This is a genomic window from Sarcina ventriculi (genome assembly GCF_900456775.1).
Taxonomy (GTDB): domain Bacteria; phylum Bacillota; class Clostridia; order Clostridiales; family Clostridiaceae; genus Sarcina; species Sarcina ventriculi.
Genome location: NZ_UAUL01000001.1, coordinates 68,297 through 87,395 on the forward strand (window position 1 = coordinate 68,297; position 19,099 = coordinate 87,395).

19 protein-coding genes, 1 tRNA gene, 1 pseudogene and 2 riboswitches are annotated in these 19,099 nt (G+C 26.7%); of the genes and pseudogenes, 6 read left to right on the forward strand and 15 right to left on the reverse strand.

What is annotated here, in order from left to right; genetic code table 11:
• Positions 1-11: 11 nt before the first annotated feature.
• The 4 genes from DR020_RS00325 to DR020_RS00340 form a co-directional block, all read right to left on the reverse strand.
• On the reverse strand, positions 12-1,040 hold the full coding sequence (locus tag DR020_RS00325) for a 4Fe-4S dicluster domain-containing protein (RefSeq protein ID WP_160110424.1): 1,029 nt from the start codon (positions 1,038-1,040) through the stop codon (positions 12-14).
• 232 nt (positions 1,041-1,272) lie between these two features.
• A complete protein-coding gene (locus DR020_RS00330; protein WP_055257846.1) occupies positions 1,273-1,713 on the reverse strand; it encodes a hypothetical protein in 441 nt (146 codons plus the stop codon).
• Between the two features lie 64 nt (positions 1,714-1,777).
• Positions 1,778-2,557 (reverse strand): serine hydrolase, encoded by a 780-nt coding sequence (locus DR020_RS00335; protein WP_112364937.1) that lies wholly within the window; start codon positions 2,555-2,557, stop codon positions 1,778-1,780.
• A gap of 122 nt (positions 2,558-2,679) precedes the next feature.
• Positions 2,680-3,780: a 6-phosphofructokinase gene (locus DR020_RS00340; RefSeq protein WP_408069123.1), complete on the reverse strand. Its 1,101-nt coding sequence runs from the start codon at positions 3,778-3,780 to the stop codon at positions 2,680-2,682.
• 354 nt (positions 3,781-4,134) lie between these two features.
• On the opposite strand from DR020_RS00340, the gene DR020_RS00345 reads away from it, so the two are divergent.
• Together DR020_RS00345 and DR020_RS00350 are read left to right on the forward strand one after the other, a co-directional pair.
• A complete protein-coding gene (locus DR020_RS00345; protein ID WP_112365282.1) occupies positions 4,135-5,493 on the forward strand; it encodes a Mur ligase family protein in 1,359 nt (452 codons plus the stop codon).
• 23 nt (positions 5,494-5,516) lie between these two features.
• A complete protein-coding gene (locus tag DR020_RS00350) occupies positions 5,517-6,248 on the forward strand; it encodes a type 1 glutamine amidotransferase (protein WP_112364939.1) in 732 nt (243 codons plus the stop codon).
• Between the two features lie 51 nt (positions 6,249-6,299).
• Here the strand turns inward: DR020_RS00350 and DR020_RS00355 are convergent, their stop codons facing one another.
• Entirely contained in the window at positions 6,300-6,656 is a 357-nt protein-coding gene (locus DR020_RS00355; protein ID WP_055257854.1) for a hypothetical protein, read from the reverse strand.
• A 256-nt stretch (positions 6,657-6,912) separates the two neighbouring features.
• Here DR020_RS00355 and DR020_RS00360 point away from each other — a divergent pair, with 256 nt between their 5' ends.
• Complete coding sequence (locus tag DR020_RS00360; protein WP_112364940.1) at positions 6,913-7,446, forward strand: dihydrofolate reductase family protein; 534 nt, start codon at positions 6,913-6,915, stop codon at positions 7,444-7,446.
• 95 nt (positions 7,447-7,541) lie between these two features.
• Here DR020_RS00360 and DR020_RS12555 read toward each other — a convergent pair whose 3' ends face one another.
• Both DR020_RS12555 and DR020_RS00370 read right to left on the reverse strand, forming a co-directional pair.
• Positions 7,542-7,667, reverse strand: a complete 126-nt coding sequence (locus DR020_RS12555) for a hypothetical protein (RefSeq protein ID WP_256437747.1) — start codon at positions 7,665-7,667, stop codon at positions 7,542-7,544.
• A gap of 250 nt (positions 7,668-7,917) precedes the next feature.
• On the reverse strand, positions 7,918-8,607 hold the full coding sequence (locus DR020_RS00370) for a DUF975 family protein (protein ID WP_160110425.1): 690 nt from the start codon (positions 8,605-8,607) through the stop codon (positions 7,918-7,920).
• Between the two features lie 182 nt (positions 8,608-8,789).
• Between DR020_RS00370 and DR020_RS00375 the strand changes: the two genes are divergently transcribed.
• The gene (locus DR020_RS00375) at positions 8,790-9,752 is read left to right on the forward strand and encodes a TRM11 family SAM-dependent methyltransferase (RefSeq protein WP_112364942.1); all 963 of its coding nucleotides are present in this window, start codon (positions 8,790-8,792) and stop codon (positions 9,750-9,752) included.
• A gap of 46 nt (positions 9,753-9,798) precedes the next feature.
• Here the strand turns inward: DR020_RS00375 and DR020_RS00380 are convergent, their stop codons facing one another.
• The 5 genes from DR020_RS00380 to DR020_RS00400 all read right to left on the reverse strand — a co-directional run bounded on the left by DR020_RS00380 (position 9,799) and on the right by DR020_RS00400 (position 14,615).
• Positions 9,799-10,374: a xanthine phosphoribosyltransferase gene (locus tag DR020_RS00380; RefSeq protein WP_058993184.1), complete on the reverse strand. Its 576-nt coding sequence runs from the start codon at positions 10,372-10,374 to the stop codon at positions 9,799-9,801.
• 129 nt (positions 10,375-10,503) lie between these two features.
• Positions 10,504-10,605, reverse strand: a riboswitch (purine riboswitch).
• A gap of 87 nt (positions 10,606-10,692) precedes the next feature.
• Positions 10,693-11,445: a potassium channel family protein gene (locus DR020_RS00385; RefSeq protein WP_055257864.1), complete on the reverse strand. Its 753-nt coding sequence runs from the start codon at positions 11,443-11,445 to the stop codon at positions 10,693-10,695.
• A 217-nt stretch (positions 11,446-11,662) separates the two neighbouring features.
• Positions 11,663-12,661: a polysaccharide deacetylase family protein gene (locus tag DR020_RS00390; protein WP_112364943.1), complete on the reverse strand. Its 999-nt coding sequence runs from the start codon at positions 12,659-12,661 to the stop codon at positions 11,663-11,665.
• Positions 12,662-12,893: 232 nt separating this feature from the next.
• Entirely contained in the window at positions 12,894-13,895 is a 1,002-nt protein-coding gene (locus DR020_RS00395; RefSeq protein WP_055257868.1) for a GGGtGRT protein, read from the reverse strand.
• A 27-nt stretch (positions 13,896-13,922) separates the two neighbouring features.
• Positions 13,923-14,615: an iron-sulfur cluster assembly scaffold protein gene (locus DR020_RS00400; RefSeq protein WP_055257870.1), complete on the reverse strand. Its 693-nt coding sequence runs from the start codon at positions 14,613-14,615 to the stop codon at positions 13,923-13,925.
• A gap of 295 nt (positions 14,616-14,910) precedes the next feature.
• Between DR020_RS00400 and DR020_RS00405 the strand changes: the two genes are divergently transcribed.
• Positions 14,911-14,995 (forward strand) — tRNA-Leu (locus DR020_RS00405).
• A 207-nt stretch (positions 14,996-15,202) separates the two neighbouring features.
• Here DR020_RS00405 and DR020_RS00410 read toward each other — a convergent pair.
• From DR020_RS00410 to DR020_RS00420, 3 genes and pseudogenes are all read right to left on the reverse strand, one after another.
• Positions 15,203-15,892 (reverse strand): radical SAM protein, encoded by a 690-nt coding sequence (locus tag DR020_RS00410; protein WP_112364944.1) that lies wholly within the window; start codon positions 15,890-15,892, stop codon positions 15,203-15,205.
• 15 nt (positions 15,893-15,907) lie between these two features.
• Entirely contained in the window at positions 15,908-16,615 is a 708-nt protein-coding gene (locus DR020_RS00415) for a B3/B4 domain-containing protein (RefSeq protein ID WP_112364945.1), read from the reverse strand.
• Between the two features lie 38 nt (positions 16,616-16,653).
• Positions 16,654-16,974: pseudogene (locus DR020_RS00420) on the reverse strand (DMT family transporter).
• Positions 16,975-17,066: 92 nt separating this feature from the next.
• Positions 17,067-17,164, reverse strand: a riboswitch (guanidine-I (ykkC/yxkD leader).
• Between the two features lie 199 nt (positions 17,165-17,363).
• Here DR020_RS00420 and DR020_RS00425 point away from each other — a divergent pair.
• Complete coding sequence (locus tag DR020_RS00425) at positions 17,364-19,049, forward strand: family 16 glycosylhydrolase (RefSeq protein WP_160110426.1); 1,686 nt, start codon at positions 17,364-17,366, stop codon at positions 19,047-19,049.
• Positions 19,050-19,099: the final 50 nt, after the last annotated feature.

Consider the following 19,099-nt stretch of genomic DNA (forward strand, 5'->3'; position numbering starts at 1 on the left):
TCTTATCTCTTTTACTTTAATCCCTCTTCTACATATATTTTATCTAACTCTTGACTAAATCTATTTACAGTTGTTGAAAAACTTATAAGCCTTGGACAATTATCCGTGCAACGCCCACACCCAACACATATTTGTTCATTAGAAGTCTTTAATTTTGGCATATAAAATTTATCAAAAACTCTCTGACTTATCCTCTTTGGAACTATATCAGAAATTTTTTTCCCATCTTTAAAAGATGCAGATTTAACAAGCTGACATCCACTCCATATCCTTCTAATTTCAGTTACACCTGTATTTTCATTTTTAATTTCATTAGTTGTTAAACAAGTACATGTTGGACAACTCATATTACAACTTCCACAACCTATACAACGCTTTTTATATTCATCCCATAAGCTTAATGATTTCGCTTGCAATAAAGTTTCTCTATCCCATTCTTTTATATCTGGAATATTTACATTTACTTCATTTTCCTTTACAAAATTTATATCAAATTTATATTTTGGGATATCATCATCAAAATACTTATTAAAATCATCATCCTTATTTTTTATTAAAATTCCATCATCTAAAAATCTTATTCCTAAAGAATAATCTTCTGTCTGATTTGTTCCCATAGTTACACAAAAACATGTGTCAAAAGATTTTGAACATTCCATAACCATAAATTTTACATTTTCACGTCTTGCCCTATAATACTCATCATTTAAAAATTTATTATCTATTCTCTTTAACGCATGAATATCACATGAACGAAGAACTATTAATCTTTTTTTACTATCATTGTTAATTTTCATAGACTGTCCATTATATTTAACTTCAGTTATATGATTTATAGGTAACAATACCTCTTTTGCTGAATAATGAGATTTCCTTTCAAATTCAATTTCCTCAAAAGAACTTACTTCCCCATATCTTATACTATCTAAATCACTATATCTTCCCTCACCTTTAAAAACTTTTGGCGCGAGAATCAAATAATCTTTTTTAAGTTTAGAAAAAAGCTCATCTGATTGAATTTTAGACAATTTATAATCCATAATATACCTCCTAATTCCACATATTAAATTTAACATTTATTGCACAAATTAATATTATTTTAATACTCATTTTTTTCCTTTGCAATATTAAGTAAAAATATATCAATTATTTTCCTTAAAATATTTTAAAACACCAAATAAAAAAACCATATATAACGCATTTAACATCATATATGGTATAAGACATATTTTTCACTAATCTAAGCAAGTTTTATTTTTAACAAATACATTTCTATTTAAAATTTACGCCCGAAATCTTTCCATCAGTATTTAAAGACAACATTATTTTAACATTACTCTTATTAGTAAAATCCGAATTAAATAATAATACTTCATAATCACCAGACCTTATTGCCTTTTCATAAGTTGCCGATTTAAATTCTCCAAAATTATCCTTACAACCTTCAACAATGTTTTTAAATGTATTATTTAAATTCATTTCATTAGTTGTTAAAGTACTATATTCCTCTTGATTATTATTATTAACAGATGTCATAAATTCATTTAAAATAGTACTATCTGTATCTATTTGCTCCTTACATAGGGTTAAAGCACTTATTTTGCTTTCTTCATATCTCACATAAAAATATCCAAATCCCATAACAATACAAATAACAACTATAATACTAATGATTATTTTTGTTCTTTTTTTTAATTTTCCTTTGTATTTCATCTCATTTTCTCCTTTTAGTTAGCTTCCAAAATGATTTTAACATGTTTTTATCATATTATCTAATTCAACTCCACTTATTCATTATATTATCCCAAATCATTTTTCCTGTTTTAGCTAATGTTATAGTTCCGTAAACCGAATTAGGAATATCAGATGACATTACTGTAAATGTGAAATCCCCTTTATTTGTGTGTATTAAAGCAGTATCATTTTCTACACCTTTTTTATCCCCAGTTTTACTAGATATTTCATACTTATAATCATCTGTAATATACAAAGCCAATTTATTTTTTATTTGCTGCCTTGCTAGAATATCTATTAACATTTGAGAGTTATTTTCATTTAAGTAAGTTTTATTATATAAGTTTTTCCACAATATACATAAATCTTTTGCAGACGTATAATTCTCTATACCCGAAATGTAATTTCTTTCATCTGCAGTTTTTCTATTTAATTTAGTATTAATCATTCCTAATTCCTTTATAGTTTCATTAATCTTGTCCATAGACACCATATCAATTATCTTATTTGCCGCTGTATTATCACTTTGAATTAGCATAGCCACCAAAAGTTCAAAAACTGTATACTCTTTTTCGCCAAATTCATGTATAATTCCAGTTCCATAAACTTTATCACTACTATTTACCTTTATTTTTTGTAAATAATCTATATTTCCCTCTTCTTCGCATTTCATAAGAGCTACTGCTATTGGTAATTTCATACATCCTGCCGAAATTAATTTAACGTTTTCATTATATCCATAAGAATAACCACTATATAAATCCTCAAAGAAAAATCCATACTTTCCTGTCCTAGACTTTAAATATTTTTCTACTTCTTTCACAAACATTCACCAACCTTTTTCTTTTTATATTCTAACATTAATCAGTATATTTCTTATTTTTATAAAGGTTCTGTATCGTTAAATACAAAACCTCTAACATTTTTCAACAAAATCATACTTTTTTAATCACCTAGACATATTCCAATGTTTTTTGCAACTTCCACCAATTCACCACTTGGATTTACACCTTTAATTTTTCCTATAACATTCTCAAGGCTTTCATAAGATATTTCATTTCCTTTTAAGCAAACCATATTACCATATAAATTTTTTTCTATAAGTTCGACTGCCTTACTTCCATACCTTGCAGAAAGAATCCTATCATAAGTAGATGTAATTCCCCCTCTTTGTACATGTCCTAAAACAGTACTTCTAATCTCATGATTTTTTATAAGCTTTTCTAAATCTTCTGCTAATTTATTTCCAATTCCACCAAGTCTTATAGGGTCTGGGCTATCTGGCACTATCTTTGATATAACAACTTCTCCATCTTTAGGTTTTGCTCCCTCTGCTACTACTATTATAGTAAATGGCTTACCCCTTTCATCTCTTTCTCTAATTTTATTAACAATTTTATTTATATCATATGAAATTTCTGGGATTAATATAACATCCGCTGAACCTGCAATTCCTGCTTCTAACGCAATCCACCCAGAATTCCTTCCCATTACCTCCAAAATCATAACTCTATGATGAGATTCTGCAGTTGTATGAAGTCTATCTAAAGCTTCTGTAGCAATAGATACAGCACTATTAAAGCCAAAGGTTATATCAGTTGCAAAAAGATCATTATCTATTGTTTTTGGAACACCTACAACATTTATTCCTTTTCTAGCAAAATCTCTAGCTGATGTTAGTGTTCCATCTCCTCCTATTATAACTAAAGCATCAACACCCTCTTTTTTTAAATTAGCTATTGCAATATCAGAAACATCTTTTCTTATTATTTCTCCATTTTCTTCTATAAGATAATCAAACAAATTATCTTTGTTAGAGCTATAAAGAATAGTCCCACCCTTATGTTGTATTCCTGATACTGATTCTAAAGTTAAATCGACAAAATCATTTTTATAAAGACCTCTATATCCAAATTTATATCCTATAACTTTATAATTATATTTTAAAATAGCTGTTTTAGTTACTGCATTTATAACTGCATTTAATCCTAAGCAATCTCCACCACCTGTTAATAACGCTATTTTTTTAACTTTATTTGTCAACATAACTCCTCCTTATTTTAGTTAGAATTAATTTTATGCTTTCTAAAAATACATATAGTATCGTAAATTTATTCATATGATTATATTTATTAGAATAACTCCACCTTTATCTTTTAAAATAAAAATTTATTTCTATATTAAAAGTATTATGTTCTTTTAAACTTAATTATTACAAATAAATATTTATAAAATTTAACATTTATAATAGCTTATTAACAATTCTATAGCATTTGATTTTACTTACTTTCTATGCTATACTTTTGCTGTGCTATAATGGTTATTTAAGGATTAATTTTCCCCACATAATGGCATGATAAAAATAAGGAATATATTGTTAATGATATAGATAATAAGGTGGTGTTTAAAATATATATAAAATCATTTCTTAGCATTATTTCTTCTAAAATAACCAAATATTTATCTAAAAATCTTTTAAAAGGCGGAACAAATTTTCCAGGTAAGGTTGCATTAAAATTTGACAAAAATATATTAAAAATAGTAGCAAATAATTATAAAGTCATTTTAATAACAGGAACTAATGGAAAAACTACTACAACGTCAATGGTGTATAATGTATTAAAAGAAAATGGATTTGACGTTATTACAAATGCAACAGGAGCTAATATGTTACCTGGTATAGTTAGTACATTTGTTGAAAATTACAGCTTTTTTAATAAAAAAGAAAGATATGCTGTAATTGAAGTTGATGAAGCTAATGTCAAATTTATCACAAAGCATATAACACCTGAGAGCATAACTATAACTAATTTATTTAGAGACCAACTAGATAGATATGGTGAAGTTTATACAACTTTAAATAAAATTTTAGAGGGAGTTGTTAATGTTCCAACTACCAAACTTATATTAAACGGAGATGAATCGCTTCTTGGACGTTTAGATGTAAAAAATCCAGCAATTTACTATGGTTTCAATGTTAGCCCAAACAAGAGTACAACTGTTGACATGAATTCAGATGCTAAGTTTTGTAAAATATGTAAACATCCTTACTCATATAATTTTATAACTTACAATCATTTAGGTGATTTTTATTGTCCTAATTGCGGCTTTAAAAGAGAAAAGTTAACCTATTCTATGGATGAAATAATAGATCTTAATGCTAATGGTTCTAAAGTTAAGTTTAACGATAGTATATTTTCTATAACTCAACCTGGAATATATAACATATATAACGCTCTTTGCGCTTATTCTATTGCAAAAGAGTTAAATATTAAAGATGAAGTCATTGAAGCATCATTCTTAACTCAAACATCTAGTTTTGGTAGACAAGAAACTATAAATATAAATGGAAAAGACGTAAAAATAATTCTTGTTAAAAATCCAGCTGGATATAATCAAGCTTTAGATACTCTTATTTTAAATAAAAATGAAAGCTTCTCTGCTGCATTTTTACTAAACGATAATTATGCTGATGGAAAAGATGTTTCTTGGATATGGGATGTAGACTTTGAAAAGTTACATAACCTTAACATACAAGAAGTATTTATATCAGGTATGAGAGCTTACGATATGGCAGTTAGACTAAAGGTTTGTGGACTTAATCCGTCTACATTTATAGTAAATGATACATTTGAAGAACTAACAAATTCTATAGAAAATGCCAAAGAAAATAAAATTTATGTTCTTGCTACTTATACAGCCATGATTAATTTTAGAAAATATCTTAATACAAAAGGTTATATAAAGAAACTTTGGTAATTAAGTTTTAAAGGAGAATTGATATGGAACTTAACATATGTCATCTTTACCCAGATTTATTGAATGTATATGGTGATATGGGTAATATTTTAGTGCTAAAACATAGAGCTGAACTTCGTGGAATAAAGGTTAATATAATAAACGTTTCATTAAAAGATCCATTTATTCCAAGTGAGTATGATGTTGTATTTTTTGGTGGTGGCCAAGATTATGAACAAGAAATAGTTTCTGATGATTTAATAGCTAATAAACAAGAATCATTAAAAGAATATGTTGAAAATAACGGAGTTTTATTAGCTATTTGTGGTGGTTATCAATTGCTTGGAAAATATTATACAACATCTTCTGGCGAAAAATTACCAGGCTTAAATATTCTAGACATATATACTGAAGCTGGTGATACTAGATTTATAGGAAATACTGTAATATTTAACGAAAAGTTTAATGAAACTTATGTGGGCTTTGAAAATCATTCTGGTAGAACACATATAGGAAATTTAACTCCTCTTGGAAAGTGTGTTCATGGATATGGAAATAATGGACAATCAGGTTATGAAGGATGTGTTTATAAAAATACTTTTTGCACATACTTCCATGGTTCTCTACTTTCAAAAAATCCAGAACTTGCAGATAGACTTTTAAAATTAGCTTTAGACAAAAAATATTCTGAGGAAATAGCTTTAACATCTTTAGATGACTCTTTTGAACTTAAAGCTAAAGAAATTATGATAAATAGATTGAATAATAAACAATAATCTTTTAATTAAAGTTACATTAAATTTATGATTTTATGTAACTTTTTTCATTTAAAAATATCTCCTCTTTCCCCTCTTCTTATTTATTCTTTTTCTATTACTATTTTTAAAAAACATTATAATACAATAGATAAATGTTATTATAACAAAAATTCCAATCGCCATGAAAACTGCTTTAATATTTTCTATAAGCATGCTATAATCAATCCCTTCTCTTTCCATAGAACTTTTTAAATATTCAACTAATTTTAAACTTCCCCAAACTCCACTTATTATTATAATTCCAGTTATAGATGCCATAATTCCTACTTTAAATTCTTTAAAAACACATATTACACATATTATCCCTAAAGTTATTACTATATATATATATTTTAGGTTTATTAAATCAAATACCTCTAACATCACTAAATTTTATCTTCCTAAATTAAATAATTTATATAATTAAATATTACTTAATATTTACCTTTATTATAACTAAGAAAATATCAAACATATATAATAATGTGTATGTTTTTATTAATAAAATATATGCATTATAATTTTATAAAGATATTTTTACTATTTTATGTTAGAATAATATAAGATTTACATAACTTATTTAGAAAGGATGGTGCAGTGGTTTCTTATCATGATTTTTCATGATTTCTATGCCACAAATTGAATGAATAGAAAAGTAATTTTATACATAACAGCTAGTTTAGATGGTTACATAGCAAGGAAAGATGGTTCTATAGACTGGTTATCTGGCGATGGAAGTGACCCCAATATTGACAACGGATATTCTGCATTTTGCAAAACTGTAGATACAATAATTATGGGGAGCAAAACTTATGAACAAATAATCCATGAACTTAGCCCTAATATGTGGATTTACGATGGAATGCAATGTTTTGTTGCAACTACAAGAAACTTTGATGAAGATTCTAATGTAAAATTTGTTAAAGGTGATTTATGTGCGTTAATTTCTACATTAAAACAACAAAAAGGAAAAAATATTTGGATTATTGGTGGGGCTGAAATTATTGAAGAACTCTTAAAAGAAAATTTAATAGATGAATATATAATATCAGTAATACCAACTATTCTTGGTGATGGTATTCCATTATTTAAAACAGGAGTACCCGAAACTAAACTAAAACTTAAAAATCTTAGACCTTTAGATGGTGTTGTTGAACTAACATATACAAAACGATAATTTTATTAGGTATAATATAATTTTATTATATTAACCATTATAAGTTAAGATGCTTATTATATAGTATATTAATAATTACGTGGTGATATTATGATTTATATATTTATTTGTAATTTAATATTATCTTTTGCTTTTTTATACCTATCATATGAAATTACATCAAGTAATAAATCAAATTCACTTAAATATGATAAAGTATCTAATAAACATTCTTTAAGCATTTCATTTCTTTTAATAGGACTTGTAATGTTTGTTTTAAGTATTATTTTTTTAAATTCTAATAATCTTTTGTTACTTTGTACTGGAAATATAATATTACTTTTTTCTTTAATTTTTTTAACTATTAAATATAAGTAATTTAGTCAACTAAAATATTTGTATAAATTTTAAAGTTTATGATTTAAAGAATTTATATATATAAAAAGACTTATATTATTAAAAATAATATAAGTCTTTTTAGTCTATAATTAATTATTTAAGTTCTTTTATTTTTTCTTCTACAAAACTAATATAAGTTAATTCCATATATGGCATTGTCCAAAGATATCCTATTCCACAAGTCATTATTGATAAAATATTCCAACCTATAAAACTTAATATGATATATAATATTTCTCCTGAATTTTTCCATCCTATTTTCACAGATGTTTTAATAAGTTGTACAAACGTATATTCTGGATTTAATACCACAACATATGTCAATGGGAAAAATAACATCTCCATTGCTACTAATACTAAAACTAACGCTATTAAAATTACTGATGTTAATATAACAACAGTCTTTGATGTAAACAATGATACTAATATAAGACTAGATGCTGAAGTTATTATTATTATTGCTATTATTCCTAAGATAATAGTAATAAGTAAATATTTCAAAAATGGTTTTAACCCTACAAAACATTCAGAAAATTTAACATTAGTTTTTGTATTTTTTATTTTTTTACAATAATTAACAAAGCATAAAACAAGATAAATAGAAGCTATTGATAATACAAAAGTTATTATTCCGCTAGCTACCGGTGATTCAATTAAAGCTATAGATAAAATATATGCTACTATTTGTACTAACCCTAAAAATAAAAATGTTGCAACTGTAGCATTCCCCCATCTTTTGCTAAGTAATGATTTTGATTGTTTTTTTAATTCTGCACTTGTCATGAGAATATCTCCTATATATATTATATACATAGGTATTATATTCATTATTATTTAAATTTGTTAAATATATTATATTTTTATGTTTTTAATATCTACCCGTTAATAAAACAAAGTGGCTTAGCAAACATCTTTAAAATTTATGCTATAATATTATATATTTTACGTATTTTAAGGAGACACTGATGAATAAAAATTTAAAAAATATTGATTTCACTGATTATTTTTATATTGTTAATTACAATAAAAATGAAAAAGACCTTTGTGTAATGGAAATAAACTCTTTATTATCTCAAATATTATTAGATGAAAATAAATATATCTTTTCAGATAAATACATAAACCCGTCAAGAAGCCCATTTATAAAACATTGCATATCTATAATATATAAAGAAAAATCTCTTAACACTATTATAGAAAAAATCAAATCTGCTAATCTATCCTTTGATGATTTTAAAGTTTGCTATATAAAATCAGAAGATTTAGATGTTTCCTATAATGAACGTTTAAAAAGCGTACATGATATTGGTTTTGTAATTACTGGTTTTCCAAACATACACAACCCTAAAATAACTTTAGGAATATCAAAAGTTCATGACACTTGGATATTTGGAATATACGAGAAAAACAATTATTTATGGCATAACCATGATAAAAAACCAAATTCTTATTCAAATGCTCTTAACCTAAAAACCTCTCGTGCTTTAGTTAATATTGCAATGAAAAATGATTTTAATTTAAGCCTAGTAGATCCCTGCTGTGGAGTTGGAACAGTAGTTATAGAAGCACTTGATTTAGGATTTAATATTAAAGGATTTGAACTTAGCAAACCCATTGCAAAAAATGCTAGAGATAATATAGAATTCTTTGGATATAAAAGAGATATAATTAGGAACTTTAACATGCATGATATAAAAGAGACATTTGATGTTTGCATCTTAGACATTCCATATGGATTGTTCTCACCTATAACAAGAGAAGAACAAATAAATATTATAAAAACAGCTAGAAGAATAACTACTAAAAGATTAGTGATAATAACTTTTGAAAATATGGATACAATTATTGAAAATGTTGGATTTAAAATAATTGATAAATGCTCAGTTGCTAAAAATAATTTTAAAAGATATATAAGCATATGTATATAATTTAAAAAAGCTAGATTTAAAAATTTTAAATCTAGCTTTTCTTAAATTATTCTTCTACAAATTCTATTATCCCTTCCCCAAGCTTGGATATCCTAGCTAAAGAATATATGTTGTATCCCTTATCTTCTAATATTTTTCTTCCAGGTTGAAATGATTTTTCTATTACAATTCCAATGCCTAAAACATTTGCTCCTGCTTGTTCTATTACAGATATAGCACCAAGTGCTGCCTCCCCATAAGCTAAAAAGTCATCTATTATAAGAACTTTATCATCTTTACATATATATTTTTTTGATAAAGTTAATTCGTAATCTACATTTTTAGTAAAAGAATGAACTGTTTTTTGGTATACCTCTCCACTTAATATCTTTGATTTTTGCTTTTTTAAAATTATCATAGGTATATTCATCTGTATTGCTGTCATTACAGCTGGAGCAATTCCAGAGCTTTCAATTGTAACCACTTTTGTTATACCACAATTTTCAAAATAATCTTTAAAAGCTTTTCCCATTTCATACATAAGCTTTGGATCTACTTGATGATTTAGAAAAGAGTCTACCTTTAATACATTTTGATTTAATGCAATTCCCTCTTGTAAAATGCGCCTCTTTAATAAATTCATAATTATGTCCCCTTCTTTCTTCATTTTAGAATTTTTTTCTAAACTAAAATCAAATTTAATACAATATGCGTTGATATTTAACCTAAAAAAGCATCCCAAAAAATTTGAGATGCTAATACATTTACTATAATTATATTACGCAATTCTCGTAGTCTGCATATTTAAGGTTAGCAGGTAGAAACTTTCGAACCATATTATCGATTATATACGAATTTTTGCATTATATTAATATTATATCATGCGTATGTATTTTTTCAATACCTTAAAACAATCAATAAAACAAAACCACCAATATTAAACTTCATATCGATGGTTTTACTATTCTTCATTATCTTTAAGAACTTTTAATACATTAAACATATCTTTTAATTCTTCCTTTGTTATAGAATCAAAATCATCTAATCTAATTTTAATGTTATCAATAATATCATTTTTATATGTATTTTTTTGCTTTTTACTATTTGTTAGAAAAAAAGTTGCTATTGTTGCTGTTAATAACCCTACAAAACCAATCCCTACTATCATTAAAAAAACAGCTATTATTCTTCCTCCTAAGGTTTTAGGAATTACATCTCCATATCCAACCGTTGTGGCAGTTACAAAACTCCACCACAATGCATTGCTAAAACTAATATCTTCCATTAACGATATACCTATAGAGCCTAAAATAATTATAATAGCTACAAAATAAACTCCATATGCAAAATTATTTGTTCTTAAAAATTCTCTAGTTCTATACTGAAATTTACTAATTAAAACTAACATTCTAGTTCCTTTAAAAATATTTATTATTCTCGTAAATTTGACTAATCTCGCTATCCTTAGCGTCTTAAACAGAGAATTAAGTGGAATTATTGATAACAAATCAATAATATTGTTTTTCATAAACTTTATCTTATCTTTGCTTATCAATAATCTTATAAAATAGTCTATACAAAATATAATCCATATTACTGTATCTATTATTTCAAATATTCTTAATATTTTATCTGGTATTGATATTAACATTCCACTTATAATTAAAACAACAACTATTATAGCTAAAGTCCCCATAAACATGTCATATTTCATTCGTAACTTTTTTATATTATCTAAAATTTTTCATCTCTCCTAACCTTTGCTTTTTTATTTATTATACCCCCTTTGAAATATATTATTATATTCTAAAATTTCTATAAATTACATATAGATTTTACTAATAAAAATATAAAAGACAAGATATAAACATCTTGTCCTTTATATTTTCAATAAAATAAAATTTAATTTTATTTACATTTCTAAAATTTTATTAATTTAAAGTCCCTTGCCCTTGGTTTGAACCTGTTGTAGTTGTATATGATAAATTATCAAATGAACTAGTAGGAGCATTTTCAATAACCATAAATTTATATCCTGCATCTTTAAGATCCTTTATAAGAGAAGGAAGAGCTTCAACTGTATCTTTTTTAGTTGAAGAATCATGCATTATTATTACTGGTTGATTCATGTTCTTTATATGATCCATAACATTATCTACTAAAGCTTGAGTTGACATTTGTCCACTAGTTGTAGCATCTCCTGTTTCATCATCCCAATCTATAGATGTTATATGTTCCTCATCAAGAGCCTTATTAAGTGCAGTTAAGTTAGGATCTTTATAATAACTTCTAGACATATAACCACCTGGAAGTCTTAAAACTCTTGCATCAAAATTTGCACCTAAAACACTTTGTAAAACCTTATTAGTTTCATTTATTTCATTCATTGTATTAGTAACATTTAAAACATTATGAGGATATAATATTTTATAATCATGAGTATAAGAATGATTTGCTATAGCATTTCCTTGATAAAGTTCATCCTTAACTACTTGTTGCATTTCAGGATTATTAGCTATTTGATTTCCTATAAGGAAAAATGTAGCATGTACATCATTTTCTTTTAATATTTTTAATATTTCTTCTGAATTTTTACTTGGACCATCATCAAAAGTTAAAAATACTTCTTTTGTTTTAAGATTTGAATGACCTGCTAATATTTCTGCAACTTCATTTGCAGGAACTGCATAACTTTTAGCAGATTCTATTATATTATCTCCTGGAACTATTTGATTTCCATTAGTAGTAGTGCTTGTACTATTTGTGTTTGTCGTACTACTTGAACTTGTTGTGTTACTGCTAACATTTTTTGATAAATTTTTTGATGAATGTGCAAAACTATAAATTAAAGATGCTATTATAATAATTATTATTATTAAAATTATTCCAAAAAACAATCTACGCATCATAAATTTTTTCTTTCCATCCATTTTTATCCCTCCTAATTATGTAAAATAATAAAGCCATTAAAATTATATTATATACAATTGAATACATCTACATAATATATTAATTTTAATATTTATTTAACATTTTATTAACATAAAGTTAATATTTAAAATTGCTTATTTTTTTATATTTAATATAAAAAAGACTATATACCAGTGTATATAGTCTTTACAAAAACATATTTTTAAATTGCTATGTTTTGCGCAATAATTACTATTTATTAGAAGCTTCTTCAACAGCAACAGCAACAGCAACAGTAGCTCCTACCATTGGGTTGTTACCCATTCCGATAAGACCCATCATTTCAACGTGAGCTGGAACTGATGATGAACCTGCAAATTGTGCATCTGAGTGCATTCTTCCCATAGTATCTGTCATACCATAAGAAGCTGGACCTGCAGCCATGTTATCTGGGTGAAGAGTTCTTCCTGTACCACCACCTGATGCAACTGAGAAGTATTTCTTACCTTGTTCAACACATTCTTTTTTGTATGTTCCAGCAACTGGATGTTGGAATCTAGTTGGGTTAGTTGAGTTACCAGTAATTGATACGTCAACTCCTTCATGATGCATTATAGCAACACCTTCTCTAACGTCGTCAGCACCATAGCATTTAACCTTAGCTCTTGGTCCGTTTGAGTATGGAGTTTCTTTAACTATTTTAAGTTCTCCAGTGTAGTAATCAAATTTAGTTTGAACATAAGTGAATCCGTTAATTCTTGAGATTATAAATGCAGCATCTTTTCCAAGACCGTTTAATATAACTCTTAATGGTTCTTTTCTTACTTTGTTAGCAGCTTCAGCTATTTTGATAGCTCCTTCAGCAGCAGCGAAAGATTCGTGTCCTGCTAAGAATGCGAAACATTTAGTTTCTTCTCTTAAAAGCATAGCTCCAAGATTTCCGTGTCCTAAACCAACTTTTCTATCATCTGCAACTGATCCTGGAATACAGAAAGCTTGTAATCCTTCTCCGATTGCTTCAGCAGCATCAGCAGCCTTTTTGCAGCCTTTCTTTATTGCTATAGCAGCACCTAAAGTGTAAGCCCATCCAGCGTTTTCAAATGCTATTGGTTGAGTTTCCTTAACTATTTTGTAAGGATCTATTCCTATAGATGCACAAACTTCTTTAGCATCTTCTATTTTTTCCATTCCGTATTTATTTAATACTGGAGTGATTTGGTCAATTCTTCTTTCATAACTTTCAAATAATGCCATAATAAAATTTCCTCCTTTACAAACTAATTATTTAAGTCTTGGATTTATTAATTCTTTAGCGTCAGCAACTCTTCCGTATTGTCCTTTAGCTGCTTCTAATGCTTCATTAGCATCCATTCCTTTAGTGATGTTTTCCATCATTTTTCCAATGTTTACGAATTTATATCCGATTATTTGCTTATCTTCATCTAAAGCAACGTCAGTAACATATCCTTCAGTCATTTCTAAGTATCTAGGTCCTTTTTCAAGTGTTCCGTACATAGTACCAACCATTGATCTTAGACCTTTTCCTAAATCTTCAAGACCTGCTCCTATAGGTAGTCCACCTTCTGAGAAAGCAGTTTGAGTTCTTCCATAAACTATTTGAAGGAATAATTCCCTCATTGCAGTATTTATAGCATCACAAACTAAGTCTGTGTTTAACGCTTCTAATATTGTTTTTCCTGGTAGTATTTCTGAAGCCATTGCAGCTGAGTGTGTCATTCCTGAGCAACCTATAGTTTCAACTAATGCTTCTTGTATTAATCCATCTTTAACATTTAAAGTTAATTTACAAGCCCCTTGTTGTGGTGCACACCATCCTATACCATGAGTTAAGCCTGATATATCTTTAACTTCTTTAGCTTGTACCCATTTTCCTTCTGCAGGGATTGGTGCTGGGCCATGATTTGGTCCTTTAGCAACTACACACATTTCTTGAACTTCGCTTGAATACATCATATTGTTTTCTCCTCCCTAAAAAATAAATTATAACCACAATTTATTTTAGTAGCTACAGTATTTTCTTTTAAACAGGGACTATTTTAGTCCCTGTGGGTAATTTATTGAACACCCACCTCTATATTCTAACAAAATAACACCAAAGTAACAACATCTTTTCGTTGAATTTTCAAAAAAATTTTATAATTTAATCTTATATATCTAAAATTTATCATTTTTCTCAAAAAAAATTTATAATTTGATATAAATATTTCCTTGCATTATTTATTTAAGTATGTTAAAATATATTTGTAATGCCGAAGTGGCGGAATGGCAGACGCAGCGGACTCAAAATCCGCCGACCACAAATCGTATGGGTTCGACTCCCATCTTCGGCACCAATTAAAAGCAATGGCTTTAAAGGATATAACAAATTATGTTATATCCTTTTTTTATTCTATAAATATCAATGACAAATTAGTATTATAAAATAAATACAATGCTATTAATAATTATATATTAATATTTTAAAATAATAATAAAGAAAGACTAAGCAATATATTAACTTAGTCTTTTTTAATCATTAATTTAATTGATATTACTCATTCTTATTTTTTTAATAATTCTTGTGAAATTTCTTTAAATTTTTCATCACTTATTCCAAGTTTCTTTTTAAAAATGTCATCATCCATTCTTGCAACAATTATTTTATCAGGAGATATTTGTTTAATTACCTCTTTCAATTTTTTAACTGATTCTTCATCATCATTATATCCTTTAATAATAGTAACCTCAAATATAAATCTACCTTTATATTGTTTATTAAAAGAAATCATATTGTTAATATATTTTTCTAAAGTATACCCATCAATAGGTCGTTGGATTTTTTGAAAATCCTCCTCTGTTATTACCTTTATCTCTCCAACAATTTCATCGCACTTATTTGCAATTTTTATAAACTCCTCTCTTCCTAATAAATATCCATTAGAAAGAAGTCTTACAGATACTCCTTTGTTTTTTATAAAATCAATAATATCTAAAATTTTATCATTTATAAAAGCTTCACCTTTTGAATTTATAAAAACTAATTCCGCCTTTGTTTCGTCAATTTTCTTATTTAATTCTGCCAAAGAAATGTCAATTTCATCAAATGATTTTTGTGTATCTACTTTATTTTTAGATCTTCCAATAGGACAAAATATACAATCAAAATTACAATGTTTTTCTGGAAGTATATTAACCTCTAACACCTTTTTCCCTTCTTCTATATAAACATCTTTATATGTAAAATTATTCATTTTTTCCTCCTAACCCTACTCTATTTCAGTACTTTTATTGTTAATATCTAAAATTTCTATTTTATATGTTCCACCTAAATTATCTTTAATTCTTTCTCCTAATTCTTCTAAAGCATTTTTCAAATCTTTTATCCTTTGACTATCTACCAATTCCATACATAAAATTGCGTTTTTTGTGTTTTCAGTTAACATAGTTCTTACTGATTCTCTCCAATTTAAACATCTGCATATCGCTCCTTTATCATCTTTATAAACTATTTCTCCTTCATAAGGTTGTGCGCTTTCATTGCTTCCAAGTGTAATAAAATTTTCATTTCCAACAGCTTTAGTTAATCTTATATCTCCAACAAATTTGTCTATATCTTCTCCTCCACAAGGAAGAGCATAACTTAATGATATAGAATTATAAATATCAACTAAGGGATTTATTCTTCCTAAATGATTTCCATTATATATTCTCTTTAATAACGCTTCTATTGATGCTCTTGCACCTTTTTTTGTTTTAAATTTTTTAAACGCATCTCTCCAAACCTTTATTACTTCATTATCACTAAAATTCGCATTTTCAAGATAATTCATAGCTTCTTTCTCTGCATTTAAAATCATATTTTCATATTTTTTGTCATCCTGTATAAAGTTATTTATACCTCGACATACTACAACCCCTATTTTCGCTTCGGGAAATATATCCCAAAAATCATTTTCTATAATTATTTTTTTCATAAAAATTCTCCTTTTTTTTAATTTTTATACATTGTATTTTAGTTTGAAGATAGCATTTTCAAACCAATAATACCTACTACGATTAATATAATACAAAATATTTGCATTATATTAACTGTTTATTTAAACAAAATTATGCTAAATATTACAGTTCCTACTGTTCCTATACCAGTCCATATAGCATATGCACTACCAAGTGGCAAACTTTTTATTGATATTGATAAAAAATAAAAACTTGCAATTAATCCTATAATCGTTAATATACTAGGTATTAAATTTGTAAATCCTTTAGAATATTTAAGTTCAATAGCCCACATCACTTCAAAAAGACCAACAATTATTAAAAATAACCATTTCATATATTCCTCCACAAATGAAAATTTAAAATTATTTTAATAATATTTCCTACATTAAAACTATAAAAAAAAGCCATAGGAAATATTATTAAAATATCTCCCAGGCTTTTCTCCCTCCGTGTACACATAAATGTGCGTTTCCTCTCGGACCTGTCCAAAGATTCATCTTTGCGGAACCCTAGAAAACTTAAATATATTTAAAACATAATTTACAAATCTTTTAAAATATGTGCTAATTCTATCACAACTTTAACATAAAATCAATCATAAATTTGCAATTTTCGAAATAAAATTTCATTTTTACTTTTACTTTATTTAGTTTTATTGTATAATTAATTTATTATTAGTTTTTTATTCTATAAAATATATTTTATAGAAATAAAGGATTTATTATGAAAAATATAAAATTATTTTTTTTAATAGCAAGCATTTCCTTGTTGTCTTTTAATGCCATAATAAAAGAAGGTAGTGAAACATACACTTTATTATCAGACTATAACTTTGTTTCTGATAGTTCTGATAAAAACACCAAATCAAGAATTACTGGGCAAATTCAAAGCATTAGCGATGAAACCTATAATAAAATCTTGTATAAACTTCAAAAACAAGGCTACTCATCTGACTTTTATGCTTTCAATGTAATTTGTGGTGATTCTACAGCTTCTAACAATATAAAAGTTACCATAAATTATCTGCAAAATAAATATGCAAATAAAATACTAAAAACCTATAGCTATAATGAATCCACTAATACATTTAAATGTTTAGGAAATATAGAATCTAACTCTAATTCTGTAAGTTTTAATACTGATGCTCCTGGAATACACTTTATAGCTTTAAATAATGCGCCTGTCTATGATCATGATAATAAAACAGTAGTTTACAACGAAAATTTTAACTATACTGGTCTTCCTGACAGTAATAAATGGTCTTACGATACTGGAAACTGGGGATTTGGAAATGATGAACTACAATATTATACAGCTTATGATTTAGATAATGCTAATGTATCTAACGGAAATTTAAATATTACAGCTTTAAGAGAAGATTATCAAGGAAGCAAATATACATCAGCAAGACTTGTTAGCAAAAATAGTTACCTTTATGGAAAATTTGAAATACGAGCTAAATTGCCTTCCGGTGCTGGAACTTGGCCTGCTATTTGGCTTTTACCTACTAATAACGAATATGGAGAATGGCCAAATAGTGGTGAAATCGATATTATGGAACATGTTGGTAAAGACCCTAGAATAATTCACGGATCTCTTCACACAGCTCTTAATAACTTTAAAGCAGGAACTGAAATAACTTCTTCTACTCCTGTTAATGATTGTACAAGCACCTATCACACTTATGGCTTAGAATGGACACCAGAATATATAAACATCTCCGTAGATGATAACGTTTATTTTAAACTTAATAGGAATTCTTATAATTATAAAGATTCTTATAAAACTTGGCCTTTTGATAAAGAATTTCATCTCATTTTAAATCTTGCTATCGGAGGAAACTGGGGTGGATATGTAGATGACTCTATCTTTCCTCAAACTATGAGTATAGATTATATTAAAATTTATGATTTAGGATTAGACAAATATTCTCTAAATAAAACCACTACCCCTTATGAAATCGAATCTGAAATTTTTGAATCTAAATTTAATGATTTATCAGGATTTTCTTCATTTATTCAAAATGATGCAGCTAAATGCGACATATATTCAAGATGGGGTTTAGGCGTTTTTGATATAGCACGTAGTGGCAATGATGATTGGGATATTCAACTTATTAAAGACAATTTAACTTTAGAAGAAGGTAAAACTTATAAATATTCCTTTAAAATAAAATCTACACTTTATAGAAAACTTTCTTTTGGTTTTCAACAAAATCAAGGTGATTACGGAAGATATCACACAGAATCCGTCTCTGTTGGTAATGAATTTACAACAATTTCTGGGGTATATACTCATACATCTAAAACAGATACTAATGCTTCATTTGTATTTTATTTAGGTGGATATTCTCTTCCTTGGCATCAAATCCAAGTAGATGATTTTAAACTAACTAAAGTAAATTATTAAAAAATATATTACTTTAGTAACTATTCACTCAATCTCTTAACATATATAAT

What these genes read in the sequence shown, in the direction of transcription:
- DR020_RS00325 (WP_160110424.1), bottom strand. Translation starts at nt 1,040, where the DNA reads ATGGATTATAAATTGTCTAAAATTCAATCAGATGAGCTTTTTTCTAAA.
- DR020_RS00330 (WP_055257846.1), bottom strand. Translation starts at nt 1,713, where the DNA reads ATGAAATACAAAGGAAAATTAAAAAAAAGAACAAAAATAATCATTAGT.
- DR020_RS00340 (WP_408069123.1), bottom strand. Translation starts at nt 3,780, where the DNA reads ATGTTGACAAATAAAGTTAAAAAAATAGCGTTATTAACAGGTGGTGGA.
- DR020_RS00350 (WP_112364939.1), top strand. Translation starts at nt 5,517, where the DNA reads ATGGAACTTAACATATGTCATCTTTACCCAGATTTATTGAATGTATAT.
- DR020_RS00360 (WP_112364940.1), top strand. Translation starts at nt 6,913, where the DNA reads ATGAATAGAAAAGTAATTTTATACATAACAGCTAGTTTAGATGGTTAC.
- DR020_RS12555 (WP_256437747.1), bottom strand. Translation starts at nt 7,667, where the DNA reads ATGCTTAAAGAATGTTTATTAGATACTTTATCATATTTAAGTGAATTT.
- DR020_RS00370 (WP_160110425.1), bottom strand. Translation starts at nt 8,607, where the DNA reads ATGACAAGTGCAGAATTAAAAAAACAATCAAAATCATTACTTAGCAAA.
- DR020_RS00375 (WP_112364942.1), top strand. Translation starts at nt 8,790, where the DNA reads ATGAATAAAAATTTAAAAAATATTGATTTCACTGATTATTTTTATATT.
- DR020_RS00380 (WP_058993184.1), bottom strand. Translation starts at nt 10,374, where the DNA reads ATGAATTTATTAAAGAGGCGCATTTTACAAGAGGGAATTGCATTAAAT.
- DR020_RS00385 (WP_055257864.1), bottom strand. Translation starts at nt 11,445, where the DNA reads ATGAAATATGACATGTTTATGGGGACTTTAGCTATAATAGTTGTTGTT.
- DR020_RS00390 (WP_112364943.1), bottom strand. Translation starts at nt 12,661, where the DNA reads ATGGATGGAAAGAAAAAATTTATGATGCGTAGATTGTTTTTTGGAATA.
- DR020_RS00395 (WP_055257868.1), bottom strand. Translation starts at nt 13,895, where the DNA reads ATGGCATTATTTGAAAGTTATGAAAGAAGAATTGACCAAATCACTCCA.
- DR020_RS00400 (WP_055257870.1), bottom strand. Translation starts at nt 14,615, where the DNA reads ATGATGTATTCAAGCGAAGTTCAAGAAATGTGTGTAGTTGCTAAAGGA.
- DR020_RS00410 (WP_112364944.1), bottom strand. Translation starts at nt 15,892, where the DNA reads ATGAATAATTTTACATATAAAGATGTTTATATAGAAGAAGGGAAAAAG.
- DR020_RS00415 (WP_112364945.1), bottom strand. Translation starts at nt 16,615, where the DNA reads ATGAAAAAAATAATTATAGAAAATGATTTTTGGGATATATTTCCCGAA.
- DR020_RS00425 (WP_160110426.1), top strand. Translation starts at nt 17,364, where the DNA reads ATGAAAAATATAAAATTATTTTTTTTAATAGCAAGCATTTCCTTGTTG.